Origin of the sequence: Oculatella sp. LEGE 06141 (assembly GCF_015207605.1) — a bacterium.
GTDB lineage: Bacteria > Cyanobacteriota > Cyanobacteriia > Elainellales > Elainellaceae > Oculatella.
Window position 1 is genome coordinate 74,811 of sequence record NZ_JADEWO010000022.1, and the last position, 23,122, is coordinate 97,932.

Annotated in this window: 24 protein-coding genes; 8 read left to right on the top strand and 16 right to left on the bottom strand. The window is 51.3% G+C overall.

What is annotated here, in order from left to right:
* Positions 1-60: 60 nt before the first annotated feature.
* From IQ268_RS16095 to IQ268_RS16115, 5 genes are all read right to left on the bottom strand, one after another.
* Complete coding sequence (locus tag IQ268_RS16095; RefSeq protein ID WP_193880974.1) at positions 61-423, bottom strand: hypothetical protein; 363 nt, start codon at positions 421-423, stop codon at positions 61-63.
* A 167-nt stretch (positions 424-590) separates the two neighbouring features.
* On the bottom strand, positions 591-782 hold the full coding sequence (locus tag IQ268_RS16100; protein WP_193880977.1) for a hypothetical protein: 192 nt from the start codon (positions 780-782) through the stop codon (positions 591-593).
* A 203-nt stretch (positions 783-985) separates the two neighbouring features.
* On the bottom strand, positions 986-1,582 hold the full coding sequence (locus tag IQ268_RS16105; RefSeq protein ID WP_193880980.1) for a MarC family protein: 597 nt from the start codon (positions 1,580-1,582) through the stop codon (positions 986-988).
* Between the two features lie 34 nt (positions 1,583-1,616).
* Positions 1,617-2,492 carry a cyanophycinase gene (locus IQ268_RS16110; RefSeq protein WP_193880983.1) on the bottom strand — a complete coding sequence of 292 codons (876 nt, stop codon included), beginning with the start codon at positions 2,490-2,492 and terminating at the stop codon, positions 1,617-1,619.
* 128 nt (positions 2,493-2,620) lie between these two features.
* Positions 2,621-2,788, bottom strand: a complete 168-nt coding sequence (locus tag IQ268_RS16115; protein ID WP_193880985.1) for a hypothetical protein — start codon at positions 2,786-2,788, stop codon at positions 2,621-2,623.
* Between the two features lie 210 nt (positions 2,789-2,998).
* Between IQ268_RS16115 and IQ268_RS16120 the strand changes: the two genes are divergently transcribed.
* Together IQ268_RS16120 and IQ268_RS16125 are read left to right on the top strand one after the other, a co-directional pair.
* Entirely contained in the window at positions 2,999-3,232 is a 234-nt protein-coding gene (locus IQ268_RS16120) for a hypothetical protein (protein ID WP_193880988.1), read from the top strand.
* 210 nt (positions 3,233-3,442) lie between these two features.
* A complete protein-coding gene (locus tag IQ268_RS16125; protein WP_193880991.1) occupies positions 3,443-4,402 on the top strand; it encodes a DUF2927 domain-containing protein in 960 nt (319 codons plus the stop codon).
* 236 nt (positions 4,403-4,638) lie between these two features.
* Here the strand turns inward: IQ268_RS16125 and IQ268_RS16130 are convergent, their stop codons facing one another.
* Positions 4,639-5,037 carry a YkvA family protein gene (locus IQ268_RS16130; RefSeq protein WP_193880993.1) on the bottom strand — a complete coding sequence of 133 codons (399 nt, stop codon included), beginning with the start codon at positions 5,035-5,037 and terminating at the stop codon, positions 4,639-4,641.
* Positions 5,038-5,320: 283 nt separating this feature from the next.
* Here IQ268_RS16130 and IQ268_RS16135 point away from each other — a divergent pair, with 283 nt between their 5' ends.
* Complete coding sequence (locus IQ268_RS16135) at positions 5,321-6,211, top strand: D-alanyl-D-alanine carboxypeptidase (protein WP_193880996.1); 891 nt, start codon at positions 5,321-5,323, stop codon at positions 6,209-6,211.
* Between the two features lie 116 nt (positions 6,212-6,327).
* On the opposite strand, the gene IQ268_RS16140 is transcribed toward IQ268_RS16135, so the two are convergent.
* From IQ268_RS16140 to IQ268_RS32945, 6 genes are all read right to left on the bottom strand, one after another.
* Positions 6,328-7,809, bottom strand: a complete 1,482-nt coding sequence (locus IQ268_RS16140; RefSeq protein ID WP_193880999.1) for an aminobutyraldehyde dehydrogenase — start codon at positions 7,807-7,809, stop codon at positions 6,328-6,330.
* A gap of 200 nt (positions 7,810-8,009) precedes the next feature.
* The gene (locus tag IQ268_RS16145; protein WP_193881001.1) at positions 8,010-9,134 is read right to left on the bottom strand and encodes an ABC transporter ATP-binding protein; all 1,125 of its coding nucleotides are present in this window, start codon (positions 9,132-9,134) and stop codon (positions 8,010-8,012) included.
* A 127-nt stretch (positions 9,135-9,261) separates the two neighbouring features.
* Positions 9,262-10,101 (bottom strand): ABC transporter permease, encoded by an 840-nt coding sequence (locus IQ268_RS16150; protein ID WP_193881004.1) that lies wholly within the window; start codon positions 10,099-10,101, stop codon positions 9,262-9,264.
* Positions 10,098-10,976, bottom strand: coding sequence for an ABC transporter permease (locus tag IQ268_RS16155; protein ID WP_193881007.1), 879 nt, complete (start codon positions 10,974-10,976; stop codon positions 10,098-10,100). Before IQ268_RS16155 ends, IQ268_RS16150 begins: the two co-directional genes overlap by 4 nt.
* A gap of 98 nt (positions 10,977-11,074) precedes the next feature.
* Positions 11,075-11,635 carry an extracellular solute-binding protein gene (locus IQ268_RS32940; RefSeq protein WP_193881010.1) on the bottom strand — a complete coding sequence of 187 codons (561 nt, stop codon included), beginning with the start codon at positions 11,633-11,635 and terminating at the stop codon, positions 11,075-11,077.
* Positions 11,568-12,125 (bottom strand): extracellular solute-binding protein, encoded by a 558-nt coding sequence (locus IQ268_RS32945; RefSeq protein WP_193881014.1) that lies wholly within the window; start codon positions 12,123-12,125, stop codon positions 11,568-11,570. The genes IQ268_RS32940 and IQ268_RS32945 overlap by 68 nt, the downstream gene beginning before the upstream one ends.
* A gap of 118 nt (positions 12,126-12,243) precedes the next feature.
* On the opposite strand from IQ268_RS32945, the gene IQ268_RS32950 reads away from it, so the two are divergent.
* Entirely contained in the window at positions 12,244-12,372 is a 129-nt protein-coding gene (locus IQ268_RS32950; protein WP_255527207.1) for a hypothetical protein, read from the top strand.
* A gap of 141 nt (positions 12,373-12,513) precedes the next feature.
* Here IQ268_RS32950 and IQ268_RS16170 read toward each other — a convergent pair whose 3' ends face one another.
* Positions 12,514-14,679, bottom strand: a complete 2,166-nt coding sequence (locus tag IQ268_RS16170; protein ID WP_228035426.1) for an NAD(P)/FAD-dependent oxidoreductase — start codon at positions 14,677-14,679, stop codon at positions 12,514-12,516.
* A gap of 147 nt (positions 14,680-14,826) precedes the next feature.
* Between IQ268_RS16170 and IQ268_RS16175 the strand changes: the two genes are divergently transcribed.
* A complete protein-coding gene (locus tag IQ268_RS16175; protein ID WP_193881017.1) occupies positions 14,827-15,060 on the top strand; it encodes a hypothetical protein in 234 nt (77 codons plus the stop codon).
* Between the two features lie 1,058 nt (positions 15,061-16,118).
* Positions 16,119-16,613: a hypothetical protein gene (locus tag IQ268_RS16180; protein WP_193881022.1), complete on the top strand. Its 495-nt coding sequence runs from the start codon at positions 16,119-16,121 to the stop codon at positions 16,611-16,613.
* A 138-nt stretch (positions 16,614-16,751) separates the two neighbouring features.
* On the opposite strand, the gene IQ268_RS16185 is transcribed toward IQ268_RS16180, so the two are convergent.
* Positions 16,752-17,915: a pyridoxal phosphate-dependent aminotransferase gene (locus IQ268_RS16185; RefSeq protein ID WP_193881025.1), complete on the bottom strand. Its 1,164-nt coding sequence runs from the start codon at positions 17,913-17,915 to the stop codon at positions 16,752-16,754.
* Positions 17,916-18,145: 230 nt separating this feature from the next.
* Positions 18,146-19,798 (bottom strand): HAMP domain-containing sensor histidine kinase, encoded by a 1,653-nt coding sequence (locus tag IQ268_RS33420; RefSeq protein ID WP_339383356.1) that lies wholly within the window; start codon positions 19,796-19,798, stop codon positions 18,146-18,148.
* 402 nt (positions 19,799-20,200) lie between these two features.
* Here IQ268_RS33420 and IQ268_RS16195 point away from each other — a divergent pair, with 402 nt between their 5' ends.
* On the top strand, positions 20,201-20,686 hold the full coding sequence (locus tag IQ268_RS16195) for a TerB family tellurite resistance protein (protein WP_193881028.1): 486 nt from the start codon (positions 20,201-20,203) through the stop codon (positions 20,684-20,686).
* Positions 20,687-20,769: 83 nt separating this feature from the next.
* On the opposite strand, the gene nadA is transcribed toward IQ268_RS16195, so the two are convergent.
* Positions 20,770-21,741, bottom strand: a complete 972-nt coding sequence (nadA, locus tag IQ268_RS16200) for a quinolinate synthase NadA (RefSeq protein WP_370584669.1) — start codon at positions 21,739-21,741, stop codon at positions 20,770-20,772.
* Between the two features lie 182 nt (positions 21,742-21,923).
* On the opposite strand from nadA, the gene cofH reads away from it, so the two are divergent.
* Complete coding sequence (gene cofH / locus IQ268_RS16205) at positions 21,924-23,102, top strand: 7,8-didemethyl-8-hydroxy-5-deazariboflavin synthase subunit CofH (protein ID WP_193881045.1); 1,179 nt, start codon at positions 21,924-21,926, stop codon at positions 23,100-23,102.
* The last annotated feature ends 20 nt before the right edge of the window (positions 23,103-23,122 follow it).

The window sequence follows — 23,122 nt, forward strand, 5'->3', positions numbered from 1 at the left end:
CACCAACCCTTAACTTAAACCAACATCAACGGTACTTGATAGTCGGCAGGATTGATGACCCTAACGCGACGCGTTGTCCTCTAACGCTTGACCGCTTCTCTTGGCAGTATTGGGGTATAGTGCCCCCCACTCTTTAACGGCCTGTGCGGATTCTTCTGCGATGTTTCCAACCCGATCGCCAAGGGAATCTTCTGTTTGACGGGCTTCGTCGTACCACTCTCCTGTGGTCTTGGGCCGTTCGGAATCAATTTGATGCAATGTGTTATCAAGCTTTTTCCCTAACGTTTGGTTGTTGCGACCCGAATCAACGTTGGTGGTCAGCAGCAAAAAGCCAGTTAACACTACAGCCAGAAATCGGCTGACTTGAATTCCTTTAAGCTGGGAGTTAATGCGGGCAATGGTTCCAGAAATTAGATTTATCATGGTGAGCCTCTGTTAGTTAATTATTTAATTCAGTTCGCAGGTTTGGAGCTTTACTGGCTGGCTTCAACGCAGAGAGGTAATGGCAATGCGCGAACCCTCATGAAAGCCGTATGCCAAAAACGCCTCCAAACACAGTCCAGAGTAACTATAAAACGATGAGTATTCCTCTAACAGAAGTTATAGCTTGGTAAAACCTCACCATTGAAGTCAACCGTTGCTCCAGAGTTTCCCCTATACAGCCAAACCTGACCAATACCAGCCTCTTTGGCATACTGCTTAACCGCAAAGTAGGCAGAGCAGGCGATGTATACCGCTTGGGTGCAATGCCATTCACGATATACCTGATTTTTGACAACCACAAATAGGCGTAGTTACAGCCATTTTCATTTGCATTCACCACGCCTTAAACCCCACACCCCACATCCCTCTTGGCGAGACTGTAGCTTACTCGATTGAGAACTGCCAAATAGCTAGACGACCGTGTATAGATCCCAGGGCAAAAACCTCAGTCCTCTGGAGTAATCCTGATTTGTTACGGCCAGCGATCGACACCGTCCGGCTCCTAGCCCATCAAAAACAGTTCACGAATTCCTTCGCTGCCAATTTCGACCGCCAGTGCTGCCAACAAAAACCCTAGAAGCTTCGTTGCAATGATTGCGCCTTCTTCACCGATCCATTGCGATATTCGGTAAGACTGACGCACGATCGCCCACGAAACCACCATTGCAGCAACAATGCCCGTAACCACGCTGATGTGGGAATCGGGTGAATCCGACATGAGCAGCATCACTGTGGTTAACGTTCCCGGCCCTGCCAGCAACGGCAACGCCATTGGTGTAATGGCAATATCTCGCTCTTGATCGACCACAGGCTGATCGAGTTCACCTCGCAGCATATCCAGTGCAATGAGCAGCAGCAGGATACCACCTGCCACTCGCAATGACCCTAAGCTGATATGCAGGTACGTCAAGATTGACTGGCCGCCAAAGGCAAAGGCCAGCAAAACGGCTGTAGCCACTACCGCAGCCCGATCAATGGACTGATCGCGCTGTGCTGGATCCATGCCTTTGGTTAGCACCAGAAAAATAGGAGCATTGCCAATGGCATCGGCCAGCACAAAAACAGCAATAAAGGTTTGGATCAAAACCTCAGTATTCACGCCAGATTCGTATTCAGTGTTTCAGCAGATTCCTCTACACAGTAGCAGCACTTTCAACGACTGGAACGCGATCTTTCAATACAAATCGATAACCGTGGGGCAGAATATGTAGCTTGACATTGCAGAGCGCCAGATCTTCATCTCGCAAAATATGCTCCAAGTTGCTGTGGGTAACCTCGCCCAAATCAACAATAGTGACGGTTCCTTCGCCTAACACTTCAAACTCGCCGTCCGAGACAGCGATCGCTGTGTTTTCGTCGATACCAATTCCTAACAGGTGAGGCTTTTGAGCCACTGCGGCCAGGAGTCGTCCCAATCGGCCACGCTGCGAGAAGTGTTGGTCAATCACAACGCCTGGTAGAAAACCCATACCAGGGTCCATATCCACGATTTCAACCCGAGGGCTGGTTTCCGAATCTCCACCAATAATCATGGTGCGAGGCATCATGGCCGCTCCAGCACTGGTTCCAGCAATGATACAGCCGTCGGCATAGCGTTGATGCATAGCCTCATCCAACTTGGTACCTTTGATCAGATCGGTGATCCGGGTTTGATCGCCCCCTGTGAAGAAAATTCCAGTCGCCTGATTAATCACTTCAATGAAGCGCTCATCGTTGGAATCGTCTCGGTTCGCTGTATCTACCACATCAACCCTTTCAGCACCGAGTCTTTCGAAGACTCTAATGTAGGTTGAACCCACTTCTCCAGGCAAACTGGTTGCCGCTGTTATAACGGCAATACGGGCTTGCAGCCCTCCTGCTCGTCGTAAAAACTCTCGAAGGATGAAGCATTCTCCTTCTTTATCTTCGGCTCCCCCAATAATTACTAGCTGCCCTGAAGGTTTTTGAGTACCAGATTCGGCTGGAGCAGAGTTTCCAGCCGCTTCGGTTGAGCTGACTTGAGCATTCATGAATTCGCCACCTCAAATGGGAATGGTAGAACTGTTTGAAACGGCAACAAGGTTGGATAAGACTGATGTGAGCGAGGGTCTATCCTGCCACCCGGTTGTTTAGTAGTAATAGATACAATTTATAGGAATTAGCCGTCGCTGCACCTACTCTTCAGATAGAAATCGGGCAGATTAGTGGCATGATTCGCAGCAAGTTTGGCATAGACGAGCGATCGCTGCAATTCATCAGGGGCAGGTAGAGCGGTCGCACAGGTGGGAACACAGACGATCGACCGATCGACGTAATACGCCCTCATTGTGCATTAACTGGCACCCATCGGCATCTCGTCTCGGTTGGGACGATCGCCCCGTCGCAAGCACTCCATTTGAGCCGGACGTTATCGGACGTTAGATGTCGTTTCAGCAAGTTCGTTAAAACTACGAATGACCGACGCACAGTTGTTTTGTATGATGTCGGCTAGTCAGGTATCCACCCGCTGAATCGTAGAACCATCTGCCAGGACAGCATGACCACATTTGAACTCTTGGTTCGCGTTTATTCGCTCGTAGGACTGCTTATCTTTAGCATCTATCTCTCTGCCTTTTTATTAGACAAATCTACCCCCAAAACAGACATAGCATCCTGGTTCGTTGTCCTGCTGGGTGCTGCTTTCTGGGTCATCGTCTTACCAGTTTCGCTCTATCGCAAGCTACAAAATCCACAGCATTTCAGCCTGGTTCGCCGCAAAGAGCAGCTATAGCAAGAGTGAGAGGTTTGAGAGGTGCAATTTGTAGCCCGATCGCCTGGAGGCCGCTAATTGGCTGGCAGTGCTACTAACCCATTAAGAGCCAACCCATTAGAAGCTAGCATCCTGTCCTGATTGTGCCAACCGCTCAGGAAAGAGGGGAACTCAACCTGAAGTCTCCTTACAAGGTTCTGGTGCCTATTCCTCTTAGCCACTTGCATTTCTATGAATCTTACGCGCCTCTTTACTGCGGTTCCGTTGACAATCGCTTCAATTTGCATCAGTCTTCCGGCTCTGGCTCAACCTGGAATGTTGACCGCTAGAAACGCCACGAGTCGCATCAACATTCGTACAGCCCCTTCTACCCAGGCGATCGCTCATTCCTATGGGGTAGTGGGTGATCACGTAACCATTTTGAACCAAACAGTAGGAGATGATGGTAGCCAATGGTATCAGGTGCAGTTTGACGCTTCTAGAATGCAAGGCTGGGTTCACAGCGCTTTTGTTCAGGTTGCACCGTCGTCTGTCTCGCCCACTTCAGAGACGACTTTAGCGGCACCCTCTTTGCTGCGTCCAGCCATCTTTGCACCAGAAGAAATTGACTACTTTCTTGAAGTTGCAATGGGAGCCGAATGGGGTGGGGCATCATCCGCTGTCCGCCGTTGGGAGGACGAAATCCGCGTTCAGTACTTTGGTTCGCCGACTCCAGCCGACTTAGCCACCCTGCAAACGGTAATAGCTGAAGTAAATGACTTAATTGGCAGCACCACTCGGTTACGCCTGGTCAATACCAACCCAAACATGGAGATTTATTTCACCCCTGAATCAAGCTTCCGTCGGTACGAACCGAATTACGTACCCACTAACATGGGCTTTTTTTGGACATGGTGGAACCAGGACAATGTGTTAAACCGTGCCAGAATTTTGATTGCAACCCAGGGCATTACGCAGCAAGAACGAAACCACCTGATTCGAGAAGAACTGACCCAATCGTTAGGATTGATGCAAGATTCCTACCGCTATGCAGACAGCATTTTTTATCAGGGGTGGACGGAGGTAACGCAATACTCAACGCTAGATAAAACCCTCCTACAAATGCTCTATCATCCTCGGATTCGTGCCGGTATGGCGCGATCGGAAGTGGAGTCCATTTTGCAACGGCTTCAACGCAGCGATCGCACCTGAGCGCTATTGGTTGCTGGCAAGCGGGACACCCTCCCTGCATCGCACAAAAGAGATGAACCCAGGTCTGGAGCGGAAGTCGCCATTCGGCTCAGTACGGATGTCGCAGCCCTGGGTTGGAGATTCAGGGGAAAATGCAGTGTTGAAACGTTTCAGATAGTCTCCAGACACGGAACGGTGGACGAAGGGAAAAACCGTCATCCACCAGACAAACCGGGCCTGAGTAAAATGCGTGAATCTTAGTCGATTGGAATTACTCTGGGATTAGCCGATTGTGAACTCGCGGCGGTATCAACCGGGTCGTTGTCAGTAAACCAATCAGACACTTTTTGCTTTGCCATTTGCTTAACTTCAGGCGTAATGCACATCGCAACGGCACCCAACGCTGCCGCCAAGGTGCCCAAGTCATCGGCATAGCCCACAAAAGGAGTTAAATCAGGTATGGCATCCGTAGGCAGAACAAAATACACTAGCGCTGAATAAATCACCGTCTTCGCCCACAGGGGTGTTTCGGGTCGTTGAGCCGCAAAGTATAGGGTTAGCGCTTTTTCAACGACTTCCTTACCTGCATGTACTGCAAAATCTTTCAGCTTTTCCCAAAAAGCCTGATCCGCAAACTTTCCTGACGAATTGGTCATACCTGAACTCCGCTTTGTCGCTGCTAGTTTGTCGCTGCTGATTTGCCGCTGCTAAGGGGATGATCTAACTTCAGATCACCTTTCCCAACTCTAGCGTGTCGCCCCGGTTTCTGTGGTCTGCAAAATCTTTACAAAAGTGTGATTAGAATCTCACCCTGATAGGATGCTCTAGGTTTCGTGAATGACCTTACCATCTGTATACATTTTTTACATTTCTAGGAACTCAGGGTTCTCTACCAGAGTCCATCTCTGAAACCATCGCTCCCACAAGTATTCGAGTTGCATGAAATATATTCAGCATTGCCTTAAAACGCTGACTACAGCGACAGCAGCCATTGTGATGGTGGGTATGCCGCTGGTATCTAAAGAAGCACGCGCCACCTCAACAATGCCCCCCACTCCGGAGGTTGCGCCTGTTCAAATCTACGTTCCACCACCGGAACGGCGAACGGACGGTATTTGTCCCGATCTGTTAGCGCCAGCTCTTAACAGCATTGTTGAGAGTCCTGCCTTTGCTAGAGGTCGATGGGGCGTTTTGGTAGAAGATATGTCGTCTAATCAAACCCTCTACAGCCGTAGTGCCAATACCCTTTTTATTCCTGCATCTAATGTCAAGCTGTTAACCACTGCCGCTGCGCTCCAACGGTTTGATACCTTATCGGTCATTGGTTCCACTTCCCTGGGCAACTGGATTCGCATCACCAACTTAGATAGTAATAACGGTTATGCCGATGGTTTGCTTCAGCGTTTGGGAGGGCCACGTGCTGTGAGGGAATCGTTAACCTTGCTGGGTGTTGACCCTAACAGCTATCGCCAGGTAGATGGTTCCGGATTGTCTCGGCAAAATCAAGCCTCGCCAACGGCCTTTATTTCTACGCTAAAAGCCATGCGATCGGCACAGGGCAGTGATGTATTTTACGGTTCTTTACCCGTTGCTGGTGTCAACGGCACATTAAGGAATCGCTTTCGCAACACTCCAGCTCAGGGTGTGGTTCATGCTAAAACGGGTACCCTTTCTGGGGTTCGGGCGCTTTCTGGCTACGTCGATAATCGCGATTATGGCACCCTGGCCTTTAGCATTATGGCGAATCAATCTGATCAGCCAGGAGAGGCTCTGGTTGGGGCGATCGATCGAGTTGTGCTGCAATTAACACGGTTAACTCGCTGTAATTAAAACAATCCACTATCCATCGGCTCCTTAGCCCTGGAAGCAAAGCATTCAGCTCTCCATTGTCTGAATGCTTTGCTACCGCTCAAGACGTCAGCAACACTTATTAATCGTCTAGAACACTAGTCATCCAGAACAACAGAGTGCCACGCTTTCTTTTGATCGCCAGAGATGTCCATAATCACATGCTTGACGATCGTGTATTCCTCCAGAGCATAGTGCGACATATCTTTGCCAATGCCGCTCTGCTTAAAGCCGCCGTGGGGCATTTCGCTGGCAATGGGTAAATGATCGTTCACCCAAACGGTGCCGCACTCCATCGCCGCTGACATTCGCAGCGCTCGCTGGACGTTGAGCGTCCAGACGCTACCCGCCAAACCATAGGGAATATCGTTTGCCAGTTGCAGCGCTTCGGCTTCATCCGAAAATCGATTAACGACAATCACGGGGCCAAAAATTTCTTCCTGGACGCAATTTGCCGATTGAGGCGCATCAACCAGGATAGTTGGAGTGTAAAAGAAGCCAGGGCCATCTGGCACTTCGCCCCCTGTAGCCACCCTTATGCCCTGCTGCCGCGCTTCATCTACACATCCTTTGACTTTGAGACGCTGTGTTTCACTGACCAGCGGCCCAATATCAGTTGCATCATCAAAGGGGTTGCCTACGCGCACTTTTTTCGTCAGTTCAACGAAGCGATCGAGGAATTGCTCGAACACCTCGTTCTGCACATAAATCCGAGTAGCGGCAGTACAGTCTTGTCCGGTATTCATGTAAGCGGCTGGAACCGCACCCCGTGCTGCCGCTTCAATATCCGCATCCGCAAACACGATGAACGGAGCCTTGCCGCCCAACTCTAGCGTTACCCGTTTAACCAGCGGGCTAGCCAGTTCTGCGATGCGCTTCCCTGTGCGAGTGCTACCCGTAAAGCTGACCATGCGAATACCGGGATGGGTGCAAATGGCTTCACCCACTTCGGCTCCCCCGGTTACTACGTTGATTAAGCCAGCAGGCAGGCCAGACTCCAGCGCAACTTTTGCCAGTTCAATGGTGGTGAGAGGGGTGTTAGGAGCCGGTTTAATCACTACGGCATTCCCAGCCGCTAACGCAGGCCCCAGCTTCCAAATAGCCATCATGAAGGGATAGTTCCAGGGGGTGATCGCGCCTACCACGCCAATGGGTTCACGCCGAACCATGCTGGTATAGCCGCCCAAATATTCTCCTGCGGCTGTGCCCTCTTGCCGCCGTACTGCTGAGGCAAAGTAGCGTAAATTGTCGATCGCAAACGGAATATCGCCACCCAGACTTAATTTCAACGGTTTCCCAGTGTTCTGGCTCTCCAAACGAGCCAGTTCTTCGCTTTTGGCTTCTAGCGCATCTGCAAACTTGAGCAGGGCAAGGCTGCGTTCTCCATAGGAGAGCTTACCCCAGGCAACTTGAGCCTCTCTGGCAATGGTAACAGCGCGATCGACTTCTTCCGTTGTGCCCAAGGCCACAGTGGCAAACACCTCCCCTGTTGCCGGATCAACCAAATCTTCGTTACCAGAGGAGACAAGTTGATCTCCAATGACCATCGGATAATGGGTCAGTTTTTCAATGGTTTCCATATCAACCTCATTCAAAAGTTGCAAATTTGATGATGCGGTGACGGTCTGAGCAATGCTTGAACCATACCTGCTTACAGCACGTTGGAGAGTTCAAGAAAATCAAATTCAGGTCGATTCACAATCCGTCCTAGGGCGATCGATTGGCTAAATGGTGTCTCTCTTGGTGAAACGTCAGACATCCTGAATAAGCAATGACTCAGCTAAACGGATGAAACTGGCGACGAAGGCGGGGACGGAATCACAATGCAATCGTGGGCTGTCCACGTTAGTGTGACATCTTCCTGTCCCATCGTTGCTGACCCTCCCAACTGGGTGACGGTTAATTGACCGAGTGAGGTATCCACGTTTGACTCAATCCGTTGACCGATATAGGTAACACTAGCAGTTTTGCCTGTCACCTGGTTGTCTGCTTTAACCGACTGACCAACTTGCAGCCGTTCAGGACGAATCATCAGCGTTACCCAGTCTCCCGGCGATGGTACCTGTTTAGGAGCCACAGCTTTAACCGCGATGCCATTAACCATGACGATCGCCATTTCTGCATCGAGCTGCATCACTTGCCCCGTCAGGAAATTGGCTTTACCAATAAATTGCGCCACAAACAGCGATTCGGGACGAGTGTAGATATCTTCTGGTGTGCCAATTTGCTCGACTCGCCCCTGGTGCATGACAGCAATGCGATCGGACAGCGCTAATGCTTCTTCTTGATCGTGAGTCACGTAAATAAACGTCAAATTGGTTTGCCGCTGCAACTCTCGCAACTCTTGCCGCACCTCTTCTCGAATTTTGGCATCCAGTGCCGACAGCGGTTCATCCAGCAATAATACTTTAGGACGGCTAATTAAGGCACGCGCCAGCGCGACCCGCTGCTGCTGGCCGCCAGAAAGCTGCGAAGGACGGCGATCGCCCAACTCGGGAATGCGAAACATCCGCAGCGCCTCTTGCACTCGCGGAGCAATGTTTGAGCGAGAAAGCCCTGCAATCCGCAGCGGATAGGCAATGTTTTCGGCCACCGTAAGATGGGGAAACAGCGCGTAGCTTTGAAACACGGTATGCACATCCCGACGATAGGGCGGATGTTCGGTAACATCTTCCCCACCAATGAAAACCTGGCCGTACTCTGGTATTTCAAAGCCGCCAATGAGTCGTAGGGTGGTGGTTTTGCCCGAACCGCTCGATCCTAGCAGCGAGAAAAATTCACCTGGCTTCACCTCAAGCGTTACATTTTGAACCGCATAAAATTCACCGGCCGTGGTGGGATAGATTTTGCTAACGGACTCCAAATAAACCAGGCTATTGCTGTGCGACCCTGCGGAAGTGCCCAAAAATCGTTTCCTCCTATCCTGCGTAATGTGAGGGATTGGGTGCGATGTGGTGCAGGTTGATATCCCTATCCGTTATCGCAAAAACTCGCTTTAATAAGGGTTCAAACTTGACCCTTTGCCGCTCGACTTAAGTGGCCTCGCGGCTGGTGAGCCACTGGCTAAATAGCACGATCGCCGTACTGATCAATAAAACCAGCGTGGCTACTGCTGCAATTTCGGGAGTGATGTTGGTTCGCAATCGACCCCAAATTTCCATCGGTAAAGTGTTTTCTCGTCCGGTCAAAAAGATGGTGACCACGACTTCATCAAAGGACAGCGTAAAGGCGAGCAGCGCTCCGGCAATCACGGCACTGCGAATGTAAGGAAAAATGACTCCAGTAAAAACCTGGCCTGGATTGGCTCCCAAATCATAGGCGGCTTCTTCCAGGCTACGCGGAAACTGCGATAACCGCGTCAGAATGGGGCCAAGAGCGACCGGCAACCCAAACACGGCATGTCCTAAAATCACAGTCCATAGGGATAGATCCAGTCCCAAATCGGAGAAGTAGGCCAGCATAGCCACTCCTGTTACAATCCCTGGCAGCAAGATAGGGAGGTTGAGGGCGATGCGAAAGGTCTCTTTACCGAAAAAGCGGTAACGATAAATGGCAAAGGCGGCCAGCAAGCCAAACAGGGTAGCCAGAAGAGTCGCCATTGCTGCAACTTTGACCGAATTAATGAGTGCCAGCCGAATGGCGCGATCGCCCAAACTCATGCTGTACCAGTTCAGCGTTATGCCTTTGAACGGCAGCGACAAAATGGTGGAGTCGTTGAAACTCATTAACACCAGAACGGCGATCGGCAGGTAGAGAAAGCCGTAGACCAATAGAGTCCAACTTGCCAGCAACCAGGGTTTCGCTTGCTGCCGGGGTAAGGCATTGCCCGATGCAGGATGCAGCGACTTTTCAACAGAAGGGCTGATGGTCATAGATTTTCCAACGCCCCTTGCCGCACCACGATCGCCAATCCCGAAAACACAATCAGCATGACAACCAACGAAAACGCAGCTCCCAGCGGCCAATTGTACGACACGCCAAATTGAGACGAAATTACATTGCCCAGCATAATACCGCTGGGGCTACCCACCAGGCTGGGGGTAATGAAGTCGCCCATTGTCAATGAAAAGACATTAATTGAACCTGCCAAAATGCCTGGAGTCACTAGCGGCAACATCACCCGGCGAAAGGTTGTCCAGGGAGGCGCATTTAGGTCGGCAGATGCCTCTATCAAGTCTTTGGGCAACCGCTCAAAGGCCGTGATCACAGGCAAAATCATGAACGGTAGCCAGATATGGACAAACGTTAAGGTGGTTGAAAACTGGTTGTACAAAAAGATTTGGCTGGGCTGTTGCAGCACACCAAGCGATAGCAATGCCGTGTTGAGAACGCCGTTGTAGCCAAGGATAATTTTCCAGGCAAAGACGCGAACCAGATAGCTCGACCACAGCGGCAGAATCACTAAAATCGTCAACAGCGGGCGGTAGCGCCCTCCATACCTGGTGATGAAATACCCCAGGGGAAGGGCGATCGCCACATCAATCAGGGTAACGCCCAGTGCCGTTCCAATAGTTCTGACAATGACAGTGCGATAGGCAGAACTGAACACAATCGTTTGAAAGTTCTTGAGGGTAAATTCCTGCACAATATCAAACGCTTCCAGTCGCCACACGCTGTAGGACACCAGAAGGGCGATCGGCACAAAATACAGCAACGTCATCCAAACTAGCGGCGGCAACAGAGAAGCATATAGCCCCACGGGAAAACGGCTACGGCGCTTGGTCAACGATGACGATAATGAAGACATTGCCAAACCTGATACACGGAATGGGTAGAGAGGAAGGGTAAGGGGGCGATCGCTCCCTTACCCCACCCTAATCAGTAACTCGCCGTGGTGTGCAGCCATTAACTGCGAATTTCGTTCCAGAGTTCAACCCACTGGTCGTAGTTCTTGACGCTCTGCCACATGTTGATCTGAGAATGGAGCGACAAATCATCCATGTAGAGTTCCTTGGCACGGTCAGAGCCGATCGCCTCTGCCCCTAGCGTTGTAGCGCCAGAGTAGCCCGTAACATCCATCACTCCTTTTTGCCCGTCTCCACTCAAGATGTAGTCAATCCACTGGTAAGCAGCATCGGCATTGCGGGAGTTTTTGGAAATCATCCAGGAATCGGTCCAGCCCGTCAACTTACCCCTGGGGCTAACCGAACCAACGGGGAATTCTGCTTCGCTCAATTGAGTGTAGGTGAGCGGCCATGCGTGGGCCAAAACAACTTCACCCGACTGGAATAGGTTCGCCAGTTCACCAGCGGTCGTCCAAAATTTGCGAATGTGGGGACGCAGTTCTAGCAGTTTTTCTTTAACCTCTGCCAGGTCACTGTCGGTCAGGTTATAGGGGTCATCTTTGCCCAACCACAGCGCCACATCGGCGATCGTCATCATCGGGAATGGTGATTTGTCCTGCATACTCCGGATCAAACAGCACATCCCAGGAGGTAGGAGGCGTGCTGACCTGCTCACTGTTGTAAACCAACACATTGGGTCCCCAGGCAAAGGTGACACCATAGGGCTTGCCGTCAAAGGTGTTCCATTTGCCGCCTTTGAAAGACTCAAAGATGGTGTCGTAGTTAGTTAGCTTGCTGGTATCAATGGGACGCACCAATCCTGCTTTGTAGAGCCGCTCGGTAATATCGCCAGAGGCAGAGATCAGGTCGTAGGTACGCCCACGTCCCGCTCGAAATTTTGCAAACATCTCGTCGCTGGAACCAGCATAGGTGGCTTTAACCATGCATCCTGTCTGGTTTTCAAACTGTTCTGCAAAGGATGAATCGGTATATCCCTCCCAGACGATCGCAGTTAACGTACAGTCATCTGCATGGGCTGGAGCAGCGGGTAAAAGCGCTGATGTCAGGGTTAATAAACTAATAAGAAGTGCCGTAACAAAACGATGCCACATGGGTTGTTTCTCCCGTTGTTTGAATGCCGTGTGACCAGGGATGGTGTAGAGGTGGTGAGGTTCATAGTGATTTCCCTACCCTTCGAAAAGGCTGCGCCAACCCAAGGGTAGAACCCGCATGAATTTCCCCTTGCTACCCACCGTAGAAGCTGAAGAACATCCGTTTAGACTAAAGGATTTAATGGGTAGGGGCGATGTCAAGGCGGCTCATACTCAGACTGAAAGAGCGCTAGGACGTTCAGTGTGACGTTCAGTATTCAATTACCACCGTCCCATCGTCTAAATCCCCGACAAACTTAGGTGTGTCTAAAAGCACAAAATCATCTTGCTACTAATTTTGGATCTTACAACCCGACCTTTTGTACTGTGGGTATGCGTTCAAGATTCTCTACGAATCTGACTTGGCAGAAGTGGGATGAGGCTCTGGCAACGACGCTGACAGGGGGGGCACCGATACCGAGCGGGGCGATCGCCCCGGCTGCACCACCGGATGCATCCGTTCGGGATGCCCCACGCTATAGGTCAGCGCATAGCACTGCGCCAACAACCACAGCCATATAGCCGGATATCGCGGTTCTAACCACGGTTGCACCACACGAGCGAGATTGGGCATCCACTGAAACAGCCAGCCCAGCAGGGTACCCAGCGTGAAATTGAGGTAGCTCAGCGTCCAGCGCAAAATGTCTTTTCCACCTGCCAGTTCCCAGATCCACACCAACAACGCCGGATTGTTCCAGGCGGCTTTAATTGCCATGCGGTTAAACGCCACCCATCCCGCTCGATCTTTAATGAAGCGATCGGCCACTTCTGGGGATTCGCTAGCCAAAATGCCAAAAAACGTGTTTAGCATTGAGTTAATACGTTGCGGTGCCAACACTTTTCCAGTGGGCACCATCATTCCTTTGGAAAACAGCCACGTTACCGCAACGTTGCTCTGGTATGCTCGAATCTGGTTGAGGTGATGCGCCTGGAGTAAATCGTGCCGCAGGGCAGTGTCTAGCAATTCGGTGAGGCGCGATAGGTTTCGCACCAATGAACCAAATCCGGTAAAGACCAGCGGCGACTGGAGCGACGCTGCATCCCCAATAGCAATGAGCCGATCGAAAGCCACATGGCGATCGCGGCTACCCACGCTAAAATGCCCTGGAATATAGCCAAAGGTCGGCTTTTGCCACGTCAGCTTGTCTATTGTGCAGCGGCGATATTCCGGCAAGATGGTGAAAAAGTCTTCGTACATCTCCAGCAAAGAACCGGGGTTGTCGGGATGAGCCTGATGGTAATGGAACAAATAAATCGTTAGTTCGCCATCCCTGCCAGGGAACAGTTCCCAGATCAACTGTCGCCCCCTGGAAATATCGCCGTGGCTGTTCAGCACATCGCCATAGCGCGAATCCCATACGCCCGCTTCAAATCCGCCACCAATCACGGCTCCCACCGTTGGGCAAACGCTATCAAAGGCACGTCCACCGTTGAGCTGCCAGGCGATCGGCGAAGCGGTACCCATCGCATCCACCAGCAACCGTCCGCTGGCAACGCGATCGCTCTGAGTTGGCAGATGTTGGGCCTGTATCGTCACCTGCTCGGCTGCCACATCGGCTCGACTAAATTCGGTTTCGTCCCAAATCGCGCCCCCTGCGGCCAGCAACTTGTCACCGCAGAGCCGCAGCAGCTTTTCAGCGTCTATGGCCACATTCAGCACGGTTGGCGTGTGCAACACTGGGGCTTTAGCCTGGGGCGGATTATTGGAGTCAAAAAACTTGTGAAAGCCGTCGATGTACTCCTGAGCAATGAGGCTTTCGAACTCGGCAGGGGTAAACAATCCTAAATCAATTAAACTCTGGAACTCTGCACGCGAGATGTTCCACTCGCGGTTCATGCGGCCAAAGGGCAGTCGTTCAAGCAGCAGCACCCGGTAACCCAACCGCGCCATTACTGCCGCATGGATCACACCCAGTGCCCCTCCGATGTAAATCAAATCATAATTGCAAGCAAGACTGGCCGCATTGGCTAACCCTTTGTCCTGTTGGTTGTCATCTTTAAAAATGATTTGCTTGGGCTGCTTTGGATTCTGTACCCCTTCCCGCCAACGTTGTTCCCACCAGTAAACCCGCGTCAGGTCGTACTCGCCATTGGGCATCTTGCGAAACGATGCCACAGTTTTGGGATACCGCTCGGCTAACGCTGCAAAAATAGACTGTTGGGTCAAGTCAATGGCTGGAGGGGCTGGATAGTTTGGCGGAAACTGTGTCCTCAAAGCTAGAGTTAACTGAGCCAGAAGTTGATGCTCTTGCGGAACAGGTTGTTCTGCCCAACGGAATGCCTTTAAGTAAGTCGTCCGCTGCACCGACCAAACAAAGACAGAAAGTTCGTCTAGCAATTCACCAGTTGCGTCTGAAATTTCAGCCGTTTGGCTTGTAGATTTGGGAAACTGTAACCGAAATCCATCAGAAGTGTTATGCTTTTTGCCTAATTGGGGCTTAAAACACTGTTGCAACCATGCTTTGACGGCGACTGTGTCTGGATGCGGAACCTCTATATAAAGGATTTCTTTCATCTCAGAATGTTAACTCCAGCAGTTTATTGATAAAGACAGGTTGACAAGCGCAAAGAGTACGCTAGACTCCAGATACATTACATTCTTAAAAAACTTTACAAGCTTCTCATATTTAAGTTGAAAGCGTCTATCCTCCTTTAGCAAGCTATGCATTATCCTATTCCGGCAAGTCCCCAAGAAATTGTTGCGCTGCGAGAGCAGCCCGTGAGCGAGGAGCTGATCGTAACCGCGATCGCCGGAGTGGTGAGCTTGGCGCGGGCACAGGGACGATCGCTCGAAGAACTAACGGCTGAGGTATTAGCAGACGATCGATTGCTCGATTGGCAATCGCGACGGTGGTTAAGCGATGTAGTGGCTCAAGCGTGGAATAGCCTGCCTTAAAAACTGGGCTGGCGGTCTGGTTCAGGTTGGGTGGGTTGTCTAAGGGATGTATCCACACCGACACCGCTTGAACGGCACGGCTTACAACGGTCAGTTGCTTCAGTGTTCGGCTGAGGTTCAGCATTAGGGTGATTATGTTTCAACGGTTGACTGTGAGCAACGTGAAGCGTCCAAGTGCGTTGAACGACCTGCCAAAGCTGGATTCCCTGGATGGCTAGTAGTTTAGAATACCATTTTTACCTTGTCGTTCTCAGCGTCAGAAAAGGTTGGAAACGTCTGGTTTGTAGCCCGATCCTTTGTAGTGACACAGCATACCCAGTGGTAAGCAAGCAACGGGCAGAAATGTTGCTCTTTTCAAGGGATATCTACCGAATGCTACGCCCTTGCAGAGACATTTGATCCGGTTCAAACAACCATCTGAGCTAGGCGCAACGATCGAGACTGCTCGATTGGCTACAGCGGGATGATGGCAGACAAGGTGGAGCGGCATTCCCACCAGCGATCGCGCGCCAACACCAATGATCATCCTCAGTACATTCCACAGTGGCCTTTGGCAAAACGACCGACATCAAGACGAAAAGAACACCAAACAAGCGCCAACTACCGACAAATCTTTACCGTAATTTTACGGTTGCTGCGCTATACTTGGTTCACTGAGTAACTTATACGACAAAGGCTAGACAGCATCGACTGTCTAGCCTTTTTTGTTTGCAGTCCTGCCAAAGAGCAGCCCATTTCCCACCAAACCGAAGCATTCACAATTCGACATCGCTAAGTAGACGGACGAATCGTTGAGCGGTCATGGCTCTGATCTCCCCCAAAATGGCGGTTCTTGACGAGTAGGACGGTTCTCAGAATTGAGGACTGGGGGGCGAATTCCGAGCGGAATGTAGCACCGCTCGCCCTTGCTGAGTCATGGAGCGACGGCTGAACTGGTAAGGCTATAAAGCAATACTCCTATTTCATTGTTCATATCTTCACCAATGAATAGTAGCAATTGACACAATTGATATTTTTCCTGTGTTATCACGGAAAAAATGTTCGTGATGGTTGAAAAAATGACCTCAGCTATACAAACTCTGCGAAACGCCGCGATCGCCATTACAGCCTGCATCTGTGGAGCCGCGATCGTTTCTACCACCGTTCAAGCCGATGCCCAGGATTATGCCTCCTTTACCTTATCTCCAGGGTTTCAACCCGCCCGTGCTGTTGGCTCTGGCGTATCTGGTGGCTCCCGAACCGTTGTTTGCGATACCCGTTCAACTGGAGGAAGCAGCACGCCAGAGATGTTTGTCGATCTGGAAAACTCGCCCGATCATATCTTGACCGTCAGCCAACCTTTCTCTTATCTACGCGCTTCGGTTGAAGCAGAAGGCGATGTAACGCTTTTGATTACTGGCCCTGACGGCACCTACTGCTCGGATGATGTTAACGGAGTCCTGCCCGAAATTTCTGGCTCCTGGATGGCCGGAACCTACTATATATGGGTTGGGGACTTTGATAGCGCCGCCGGTAGCAACTATCGTTATCAGCTTTTGTTCAGCGAGGACTAAGCCATCGAGCCATGCAGAGGCCACGCCACGCTAAAGCTACCGTGACGATGCATTAATTACCAAACATTAATTTTATATATTACTTCCAGGCATCAAGGGGTTGGCGTTACCGCTATTGGGTCTGGCAACACTGCCCGGTTAGAGCGATCGCACAAACGCAGATAACCGCTCCATCCCTTTGTTAATGGTGTCCATATCGGTGGCATAGGAAAACCGAACCGCGTCATCGGCTCCAAAGGCAACGCCGGGAACGGCAGCTACTTGATGCCCATCCAGCAGATCGTTACAAAAATCTAGCGACGGGATACCCAGTTTGCTGATGTTGGCAAACATGTAAAACGCGCCATAGGGTTTGGGACAGGTTAACCCAGGAATGCTGCTCAGGTGGTTATACATCGCTTCTCGGCGTTCGGCAAAAGCGCCCACCATTGTTTTAACGCAGTCTTGAGACCCTTCATAGGCCGCGATCGCCCCATATTGGGCAAATGTGCAGACGTTGGAGGTGCTGTGGCTTTGAATCGTTGTGACCGCTTGAATAATTTGAGATGGCCCCGCTAAAAAGCCAACCCGCCAGCCCGTCATGGCATAGGTTTTGGCAAAGCCGCTGCTGGTAATGGTGCGTTCATAAATTTCAGGCCCTGCCGCACCGATGCTGAGGTGTTTTGCACCGTCGTAGAGAATCTTTTCGTAGATTTCGTCGGCCACCACCCACAGATTTTTCTCCACCAGCACATCGGCGATCGCCCGTACTTCATCTGGCGTGTAAACCATCCCCGTTGGATTGGAGGGAGAGTTAAAAATAAACAGCTTGGTGCTGGGTGTAACAGCCTGCCGCAGTTGGTCAGCCGTAATTTTGAAGCTGTCTTCAACGGTGGTCGGTAACAGAACGGGTTTTCCACCCGCCAGTTTTACCATTTCTGGATAGCTGAGCCAGTAGGGCACCGGAATCAGCACTTCGTCTCCCGGCTCAATTAAGGCCAGCATCAGGTTAAACAAGGATTGCTTGCCGCCATTGGTAACAATCACGTTGTCCATGCCATAACACAGACCGTTATCATCCTGGAGCTTACGGGCGATCGCCTCGCGCAGTTTCGGCTCTCCGGCAGCGGGACCATACCGCGTTTTTCCCTGGTCTAGCGCAGCGTGAGCGGCAGCTTTGATGTGGTCTGGAGTGTCAAAATCGGGTTCGCCTGCACTAAAGCTGCAAACATCAATGCCGTCTGCCTTCATCGCCTTCGCTTTAGCAGCGATCGCCAAGGTCAATGATGGGGATACCTGCTCTATTCGTGCTGCCAGTTTCATGTTCACCCTAGAAAACGCTACAGCCCTGCCCTACCCCAAACGCTAGATTTCTTGCACCTATGCATTCAGGTTTAACCCATCGCTTCGGCGTGGTAAACCGCGATCGTGGCACGATCGCCCTGCGGTTGAGTCAGCAATAACCGTTAGTTCAGAATAACACCCCAGGTCGATTGCCATGCAGCAAATGTCAGGTGATGGTTACATCCAAACTGGGTGGTCTTTGAAGCGGTCTACGCCTCGCTGGTTCGAGTTTCGAGGGGCAGAAAAATCGTTAACACTTCCCCCTGCTGGGGTTTTTGCCGAACGATGAGCTTGCCGCCTAGCGCCTGAAACAGGTTCTTCGTTACCGACAGATTCAGGCTCAAATTTCCAGTTTCAGGCTGGAACATCAGCAACTGGCCGATGGATTTAAGCGTGGGTGTGCAGCTGGCTCTAGTTTCTCTGCCTTTGGTCGAGTCTGCTTCGCTGTCCGACTGTTGCGGCTGAGACTGAAACTGAAGCTTGAGCTGATGCCCTGCCAGGGAAACATGGAGCCGAATCTGGCTGCCGGGAGGCAAACTGTGGGTAATGCGATCGATCAGCCCGGTCAACACCTGGTCGAGCATGGTGGGGTCGGCCACTACCATCGGCAACTTTTGCGGCAACAGTACTTCTAGCGTTAAGCTCCGCTGACTGGCTTGCTGCTGCCAGCGAGGCACGTTTTGCTGAAACACCTGGGTCAAGGAAATGGGGGTGAGCGGCATCAAAGGACTCTTTACTGCCGATGTTTCCAGCTCAACGGCTCGGAAGATGAGATTGAAGCGGTTAATTTGTTCCGTGCATTCGCGATCGATGATGTCCAACCGCTTGAGCACATCGGGGTTCAGGTCTTTGCGCTTCAACAGCAGCCGAGTTAGCGTCCGAATGGTTGTAAGTGGGGTACGCACTTCATGGGCGATCGCTTGCAGTAACTCCGTATCTGATCCGGGTTTGACCTGCGTTAGCTTATCGAGCCGATCCTGCCCAACTTTGCCCATTTTTGGTTTCACTCGCTCGGCTTTTCGTTCGGCAACGGCTTGCTGCCAATCGGCTATGCGGCTGGCGGCGGCTGAAGCAGGTTGAGTCGCAGGCTCGGTTTTAAGCGCCAGCACCGTGTCTCGCGCTGGGGTAGAGTTACCCTCGCGCTTCGTTTCCCAATCCGCCGGTTCCGGCAAGTGATTTAGAATCAGCCGAGTGAATTGCATCACCGTTTGGTAGTGCGGCGCAACTGGCGTAAATTTCTTGGTTAGCGTTTCTAAATAGTTGAGCGACGGTGAGCTGGTCATCATCAGGCGAGACTGGAGCGATCGCCACGCTTGCCACACCACTTCTGGATTAAACGAAAACAGAAACGACGAGTTTTCGCCGCTGCCTTCGCCTAGAGCCATCACCAGGCTAAAGTCAGCCGTTAGCACCAAGCAAAACTGCTCTGCCGCTAAGGGGTCGTTTGGCAATAAGGGCAACGTTGGCACCTCAGCCCCACTCACTGCCGCTGAATCGTCTGCCGCAGGCAACAGCTGCAAGGGCATCCAAATATTTTTGCCCACTGGCCCTACGGTAAACGTCCAGGCTGATAGGGCTTGAATCAACTCGCACTGGTCTAAAACAGGAGCCGGCCCCGACAGTACCAGTCCTTGAATGCTGGGATCAATATCGGTCTTGGTGCAGTCTTGTACCGGGGCTGAAGTCGTGTCTGGCTCTCTCTGTACGGTTTCTTGCAATAGTGTGTTTAGAGCAGCGATCGCGCCGCGCCATTCTCTTTCTGCCCGTACATGGCTCTGAGCAGGAGATCCATTGGCTCTCTCCTGCACTGGCTCACTGAGAGCTATCACCTCACTCAGGGTTGGCAAGTACCATTTGTACACAATATCCACCCTAATTAACAGCTAGCAGAACGTACAGACAAGACTTATTTAACAGTTCCCTTGGCGAGAGTTTAACTATAAATAAGATAAGGACAGTGCCGTATGCCTGCATCTATTTATGACGATACCCAGAGACACCAGAAATCAACAGCCTTAGAACCGAACCAATAGAGTCGGAATCTCCGGCAATAACTTGATCTACCAATCGAGAGATATCGAGCTAGGGGCTAACGGTTTGGGGTTTATCCGTGGCACTGGCAACCCGAATCGAGATGTCATAACAAACTGTAACCTGTTCCGAATAATAACCTTAAGCTCCGGCGTTCTCTTTTTTCTCTGTGATACGGTTACTTGACAACAGCAGAACTTCATCCGTGCAGCCCGAACATGTAGGAGAAACTCATGGCTCTACAAACACCCCCGCCCCCCTCAATTACGCCACGCCAGATGAATTTGCTGCGGATTGTGTCGTCAATGGCATGGTCTGATGGCAACCTGGCTGAAGAAGAAGTCGAAATTATGCTCGATCGCTTCAGCAGTATTTTTTCTGAGGACTCGGCTCAAAAGAATCATCTGAGTCGAGAGCTGCAAGACTATTTGATGCAAAACATTCCGTTAGAAGAACTCACGCCCAAATTGCAGACCAAAGAGGAAAAGGAATTAGTGTTGCGTCTTGGTTATGAAGTGATTCAGTCCAGTGCGCGGGCACCCGGAGAAGAAATCATTAACGAGGAAGAAGCCGTCGCCTACAACAAACTGGCGCAACTGCTTGGTTTTTCACCAGAAGATGTGTCTCGAATTGAGTCGGAAGTAACAGCCGGAGAGCATAGCGAAGAAAACATCATCGATAGCCTGACACGACAACTCGAAGAGTTTATGCAAGGCTAAACTAGTCAATAGAGTGCGAGGTTTGAGCAGACCTACGCTCAAACCTCGCTACTCGTTTGTGCAAACTGTTGGTGCAGCCCGATCTAACTCAGTTCCAACATGCGTTGAATCGGTTGCAACGCCGCCAGCCGCGTCTCCTCAGGCAATGTGATTTCGGGGGTGCGGTTCTTCATGGCTAAATACAGTTTTTCTAACGTATTCAGGCGCATATGAGGACATTCGTTGCAGGCGCAGTTGTGCAACGGTGGTGCAGGAATAAAGCGTTTGTTTGCGGCTTGCTTTTGCATCTGGTGAATGATGCCGGGTTCCGTTGCCACGATAAAGCTCGATTTTGAGCTGTGCTGACAGTAGTTCAACAGCGCAGTGGTGGAACCGATATAGTTCGCGTGGCGCAGCACAGACGGTTCGCATTCGGGATGAGCAATAATTTCAGCATCGGGATGCTCGATTTGCAGTTGCACTAGCTTCTTTTCGGAAAAGGTTTCATGCACCATGCAGCTTCCCTGCCACAGCAGCATATCTCGCCCGGTTTGTGCCATCACATAGCGACCCAGGTTGCGATCGGGCGCAAAAATAATCGGCTGATCGGCTGGGATCTGGTTCACGATCGTCACCGCGTTGGAACTGGTGCAAATAACGTCGCTCATGGCCTTGATCTCTGCCGTGCAGTTGATATACGACACAACGAGATGGTCGGGATGAGCCGCCTTGAAGGCGGCAAATTCTGCGGGCGGGCAACTGTCTGCCAGAGAACAGCCCGCTGCTAAATCGGGCAGCAAGACCAGTTTGTCGGGGTTGAGAATCTTGGCCGTTTCTGCCATGAAGTGAACGCCCGCAAACACAATCACATCAGCATTGGTGTCGGCAGCCTGACGAGACAACCCCAGGGAATCGCCAATGTAATCGGCAATATCCTGGATGTCTGGCTCCTGGTAATAATGAGCTAAAACAACGGCATTCAATTCTCGCTTCAGGTCTTGAATGGCGGCAAACAGGTCAAACGGCAACTCGGAAGTTTTGGTGGAATTTGATTTTGGTAGAACGGTGGTAAACACCATATCGGGTACTCAGCAACGAAGAAGTGGAGGTTGTGTTCTGATGATTATAGTTGTTTTTACCAAAAATGATCGGGATGGGAGGAGGGGCGATCGCTCATCTGGCAGCAGACGATCGATCTCTGCTTCCCTCTCCTCCCGTCCTGGCTCACAATAGAGAGAGACGTACTTCCCAGGATGCTGTGGTGACTCAAACGGTAGATCAAATTCTCGATCGCGCTTTATCAGGGCAAGACCTCTCTGAGGCTGACGGCGTAGCTTTACTGCAACAAACCGATGCAGGGGCGATCGCAGCCATTCGCGCAGCAGCAGATCGGTTGCGGCAGCAGCAATCGGGAGATACAGTTACCTACGTCATCAACCGCAACTTAAACTTCACCAACATTTGTGAGCAGCACTGCAACTTTTGCGCCTTTCGCCGAGATGACGGGGATGAGGGCGCTTACTGGCTGGATGAGTCGATCATGCTTGAAAAAGCCGCCGATGCGGTGCAGCGTGGGGCTACCGAGATTTGTATTCAGGGGGGGTTAAACCCCAACGCTAAGCGCGATGGAGCAGCGTTACCGTTTTACACGCAGTTGATTCAGGCAATTCATCAGGCGTTTCCGCACCTGCATTTGCACGCCTTTTCGCCGCAGGAAGTTGAATTTATTGCGCGGCAAGACGGGTTGAGCTTTGCTGAGGTGATTGCAGCCTTACAAGCCGCAGGGGTTGGTTCCATGCCGGGAACGGCGGCGGAAGTGCTGGACGATTCGGTACGGCGAATCCTGTGCCCTGAGAAAATTAATACAGCGGTGTGGCTGGAAATTGTAGAGACGGCTCACCGTCTGGGGCTACCCAGCACCAGCACAATGCTATCTGGACATATTGAAACGCCAGAACAGCAAATGCGGCATTTTGGCTTGCTGCGATCGCTACAACAACGGGCGAGCGATCGCAACTATCCGGCTCAAATCACAGAATTCATTTTGCTGCCCTTTGTGGGGCAAGATGCACCCAAACCGTTACGGCGACGAGTCGGACGCGACCAGCCCATTCTGGCAGATGCTCTCTTGCTGATGGCGGTCGCCCGTCTGTTTCTCGGCCATTGGATTCCGAATCATCAACCGAGCTGGGTCAAGTTAGGGCTGTCGGGTGCAACTGAAGCGCTCACCTGGGGCTGCAACGACATCGGCGGCACGCTGATGGAAGAACACATTACGACCATGGCAGGCGCACAGGGTGGAACTTGCATGGAAGTGGACGATCTGCAAACAGCCATTCATTCATTGGGGCGGCGATCGCAACAGAGAGATACGCTATATCAGCCTGTAGGGGCGATCGTTGAACCACATGAAGCGCTGCTGAATGTTCAGATCTGATACCTTATTAATTCTTGTAT